3 protein-coding genes are annotated in these 4,808 nt (G+C 70.3%); 1 reads left to right on the top strand and 2 read right to left on the bottom strand.

Translation table 11 applies throughout. The annotated features are described in order from the left end of the window. Positions 1-27 precede the first annotated feature (27 nt). Entirely contained in the window at positions 28-963 is a 936-nt protein-coding gene (locus ACFU53_RS46650; protein ID WP_384006350.1) for an alpha/beta fold hydrolase, read from the bottom strand. Positions 964-1,304: 341 nt separating this feature from the next. Beyond that, positions 1,305-3,044 (bottom strand): acyltransferase, encoded by a 1,740-nt coding sequence (locus tag ACFU53_RS46645; protein ID WP_384006348.1) that lies wholly within the window; start codon positions 3,042-3,044, stop codon positions 1,305-1,307. A 183-nt stretch (positions 3,045-3,227) separates the two neighbouring features. Between ACFU53_RS46645 and ACFU53_RS46640 the strand changes: the two genes are divergently transcribed. Beyond that, the gene (locus ACFU53_RS46640) at positions 3,228-4,718 is read left to right on the top strand and encodes a hypothetical protein (RefSeq protein ID WP_384006346.1); all 1,491 of its coding nucleotides are present in this window, start codon (positions 3,228-3,230) and stop codon (positions 4,716-4,718) included. The last annotated feature ends 90 nt before the right edge of the window (positions 4,719-4,808 follow it).

Below are 4,808 nucleotides of genomic sequence, written 5' to 3'. Positions count from 1 at the left end.
GGCGACGACCGCACACTGCGGCAGTTGTCAGCCTTCGGCCATGTCGCGAGCCCAGGCGAGGACCTGTGGCAGGGCCGGCAGGGCGGCGAAGTGGGCCGCGGACGGCTGGAGTACGGCCTTGACCTTGGGAATCTTCCTGGACAGCCAGTGGAAGTGGGCCACGGGGGCGAAGATGTCGCGCTCGCCGTGCCACAGCATCACGGGCACTGATTCGTCGATCTCCGTGAGGTCGAAGCCCCAACGGGAGCGGAACGCGACCAGGTCGTCCACCCAGCCCATGGGAGCACGTGGATCGACCGCCGTGCCCTCGCCCTTCTCGGCCTCGCCCACCGCTGAGAGGTAGTTCCTGAGAAGGTGCTGGCGGATTCCGGCGTCCTCGACGATCACCCGGTCCACCTTCGGCATCTCCTCACGGAGGGACGCGAGGAAGACGGTGGGGTCGCGGCGGATGGTCTCGGCGTTGCGAGCCAGCAGCGCGCCCAGCTCGGTCACATCGGGAGCGTGGCGATCGAGCAGGTCGTAGGTGGAGACATTGGACTCGGACATTCCCTTGCGCCAGTCGAGTCCGTCGTCGGCATCCGGCGGGGCGAGTGAGACCAACGCGGCGACGCTCGTCACCTGGCTGCCCATGTTCTTCGCCGCGCAGGCCAGAGCGTGCGGTGCGCCGCCGGATCTGCCCACCACGGAGTACTTCTTGAGATCCAGGTGGTCGGCGATGGCGTCGACGTCCTTGGCGGCGTCGACGACCCTGCGGTCAGGGTGGCGGTCGGAGCCGCCGTACCCCGGTCGGTCGTAGGCGATGAGCCGCACGCCGAGCTTGTGGAGGTCGAAGGTCCGCAGTCGGGGCCCGAGTCGGCTTCCGGGAGTTCCGTGCAGCAGAAACACCGGGTGTGCGTCGGGATCGCCCCAGGTCTCGTAGGCGATCGTCCGTCCGCCGGACGGCGTCTTCACTGTCTTGAGCACCCGATGCCCTCCCGTGCCAGCGGCTGTGGAGTGAAGCGCGGGACCTCCCAGCATTACGCATGGGAAGCCCCGCTCCTAGTAGCTGCTCAGCCGTTCTGGCTTCATGTGGCAAGAATTGGGTAAACGTGGGCCGCTCGGCTGTTCACGCCCAAAGGTAGTGCACCGAGCCACGGGTCGCCGGATGAGGGTGGAATTCGTGGTGACCGAGTGGGTCATGGGGTATCCCGCCTCATCGCGCTCTCCGCATCCGCTCCGCACCTTCGCGATGCCCGCACCTGGGTGAAAACACATTCACCCGAATGGAGCAGGACGGATGCTGCCGTTCCGGAAAGTGGTGTGACTCACGCGCCGCCGGCCGGCTCGGGGCGGTGTACACCACGGGGCCGACAGCCCAGTTGGTCGGAGCGGCCCAGGAGATCGGCCAGCAGCCAGACGATGGCCAACCACATCTCTGTCCCTTGCAACCCTGGCTCCGGGCCCGGCCCCGCCGTACCCGGTCCGAATCCGAACCCTCTGCCGGCCTGCCAGCGGGTCAGGACGGCGGTGAGTTGCTGTTCGGCCCACCTGCGGATCTCGGCCGACCGGTAGCTGTCATCGCTTCCGCCTCCGCCACCCAACTGCCGTGTGCACAGCCACAACGGATGGGCGACGTCCAGTACGTTGCAGGCGTTCTCCCGGCCCGCACCGAAGTAGCGGGTGTCGCGGGCGTGATCCAGAACCGCGTCCACGACCCGTTCCGGATGAGGGACGGGTACCCCGTACTGTGCGAAGGAACCCCGCGTGAGCCGGTAGTAGCCGTTCACCACCTGGAGGCGGCCTGCGGTGACTGAGGGGTTGCCCCACATCCCGGTCCAGGGGTCGGCGCGGGTGAGGAGCCAGCCGAAGAGGGCTTCGAGGGTGCCGGGGGCGAGGCCGACGCTGTCGGGGTGCCGAAGGTTCCAATGGGCGGCTGTGGCCCAGGAGTCGATCCAGGCACCGGCGGTCCATGCGCCGTCCTGCCAGGGCAACCGGTCCAGGCGGGCGATGAGTTGACGGGCCGTCATATCGGTGACCGCGTATATCGGTTGGGGGAAGGGTGCGCCCAGCAGGTCGAGCGCGTAGCCCACGGACAGAACGTGGTACAGGGCCGGGCCCTCGCCGGTGAAGCCGTCGGCGTCCATGGGCGGCAGTCGCTCGCCGAGTTCGGGTACCAGGCCGGTTTCCTGGTCCTGAAGGGTGGTGAGGCGGTCGATGTGTGCCCTGGGGGTCAGGTGCTCGGGGGCGGAACCCAGCAGCAGGTCGGCGACTTCCACGGCGTCGCAGTGGGCTCGCACGGTGGGTGCGGCGCCGGGGTGGTCGGTGTAGTGGTCGCCGTTCCAGCATCGGTCGAGGATGTCGGCGGCCTGAGCGCGGGCGGTGTCGGCGAACCGGGCGAGGACGTCACCGCCGACCCGGTTCCCCGCCTTGCGCCCCTCAGTCTCTCGGTGCGCCTGCCCCCGGCCCCCCGTCTCCCGCCGGTCCCGAATCCGCCGCGCGGGATTCCCCGCCGCCACCGTCCACGCCGGCACATCCTTCGTCACCACCGCCCCGGCGCCGATCACACAGTGGTCGCCGATCGTCACGCCGTCGACGACGACCACGTGGGAGCCGATCCAGACGTCGTCGCCGATGGAGATGCCCTGGCTGGACTGGGGCTGTCGGAAGATCGGCTGGTCGGGGGCCATCGAGTGGTTGAAGCCCAGGAGTGAGGTGTGGGCGCCGACGCGTACGCCGGTACCCAGGGAGACGGCGCCGCGGGCCACGGTGAACGGGTTCAGCGTGCAGTCCGTCCCGGTGGTCAGGTCGCCCGTGACGTAGGTGTGGGCGGCGATGTACGAGTCGTCGCCGAGTCGTAGGAGGTCGGGGAAGACCGCCGCCGACTCGGCCACGTAGCAACGCTCGCCCACCTCGCTGTCGCCGCCGAGCGACCGCTGCCGCTCCCGCTGCGCGGCTCGTTGCTCCTCCGTCGCCTCCTTCTCGAACAGCCAGGGGCAGTGGTCGAAGCGGTCGGAGTGGCCGGCGCGGTCGAAGGGCCCTGTGGACGGCCGCTGTTGGGGATCCATGAGGCGCACGCTAGGCAGACGTGCGCCCCGCGAGGAAGAGGGCCACCGGGCAAGGGCCGGGCGTACTGAGCCGGGCGGGTGATGGAAGGCCGTCGGCCGGTGCGGCGTGGCTTCCGAGCCATGGTCGGCGTCTCATCCTTTTGTCTCTTTAGAGGCTTTTGTTAGTAGTTCCGGGATGGGATCATGCGCATCAGTTCCAACGCCGCTCCGGTCGTCACGCCCGTCGCCGTTCCGGCGGCCGGGGCGCGGGTGCTCGGCCCTGTCGCCGTGGTGGCCGGAGCCTTCACGCTGGCCCAACTCCTCCTCGTACCACCGGGGATGGGGCTCGGCTGGGACGAGACGGTGTACGTCAGTCAGGTCAGCCCGCATGCGCCGGCGGCGTTCTTCAGTGCGCCACGTGCCCGAGGGGTGCCGTTGTTGGTGGCGCCGGTCGCCGTGTGGTCGTCGTCCACCGCGTTGCTGCGCGTGTATCTCGCGGTGCTGTCCGGGATGGGGCTGTACTTCGCCCTGGCCGCTTGGCGGGGGCTGTTCCCGGTGCGTGTGCTCGCGGTCGCGGGGGCGCTGTTCGCGTCCTTGTGGGTGACCCTCTTCTACGGGCCGCAGGCCATGCCCAACTACTGGGTCGCGGTCGGTGCGCTCGGCTGCGTGGGGTGCTTTCTGCGGGTGCGGAACGATCCCGCGGACCGGGCGGCATCGTGGGGTGCGGGCGCCGGTACCGCGCTGATGGCGTGGATGCGGCCCACCGACACCGTGTGGGTGACTCTTCCGATGCTCGTGCTGCTGGTGGGCGTACGGGAGTGGCGACGGCCGCGGCTCCTGGGGGCGATGGTGGTCGGGCTCGGCACCGGGGCGGGGGCGTGGGTCGTCGAGGCGTACGCCCAGTACGGCGGGCCGGCGCGGCGGCTGGCCGACGCGTCGCGGGTCCAGGGCGGGCTGGGCTGGAACATCGCTGTCGACGACCAGTTGCGCAGTCTTGTGGGGCGTACTCTGTGCCGTCCGTGCACCGGCGACATGCCGCATCCGGCGGTCATCGCGTGGTGGTTCGTGCTGCCGGTGCTGGCCGCGATCGGGCTGGCCGTCGCGCTCAGGGCCGGGCGGGCGACATCCACGGTGGTGCCGCTGGTCTGTGCCGCCACGGCCGCCGTTCCGTATCTGTTCCTGATCGGGTACGCCGCTCCGCGCTTCCTGCTGCCCGCGTACGCCCTGCTCGCGATCCCGGTCGCCGACGCGCTGCTGAGTCTCGTCACAGGTCCGGGCGGGGCCTGGCGGCCGGTCGTCGGGGCGGTTGTGGTGCTCGGGGTCGTCGGGCATCTGTCCGTGCAGTACGCGGTGCTGGAGCGCATCGTCGAGCGCACCACCGCCTCCCATCGCGACTGGGACCGCACCGCCGCCGCACTGCGGCGCCTCGGCGTACGGCCGCCCTGTCTGCTGACCGGCGATTACGCCATCCCCATCGCGTACTACGTGGGCTGCTCCTCCGCCCACACCCGCGGCAACAACGCCAACACCACCCGGGACGGCATCCTGCGCACCGCCGAACGCATCCCCGTGGCCGCCCTCGTCGCACCGGGCGGCGGCCCGCCCGAGTTCGCCCGGGGGTGGCCCGCTCACCAGGTCGCCGGGTTCCGGCTGCACGTGGCGCCGACGGGGGCTCGGGCGCTCACGGGGCCCTAGTGATCTGGTTCGGAGATGCGTGAGCAGTAGCGGCAGATGCGGTCGAGGATCTGGTCGGCAGTCTTGGTCCATTTGAAGGGTCTGGCCTGG

The sequence above is a fragment of the Streptomyces sp. NPDC057474 genome, assembly GCF_042802555.1.
Taxonomy (GTDB): Bacteria; Actinomycetota; Actinomycetes; order Streptomycetales; family Streptomycetaceae; genus Streptomyces.
This window is presented reverse-complemented; position numbering and strand designations above follow the sequence as displayed.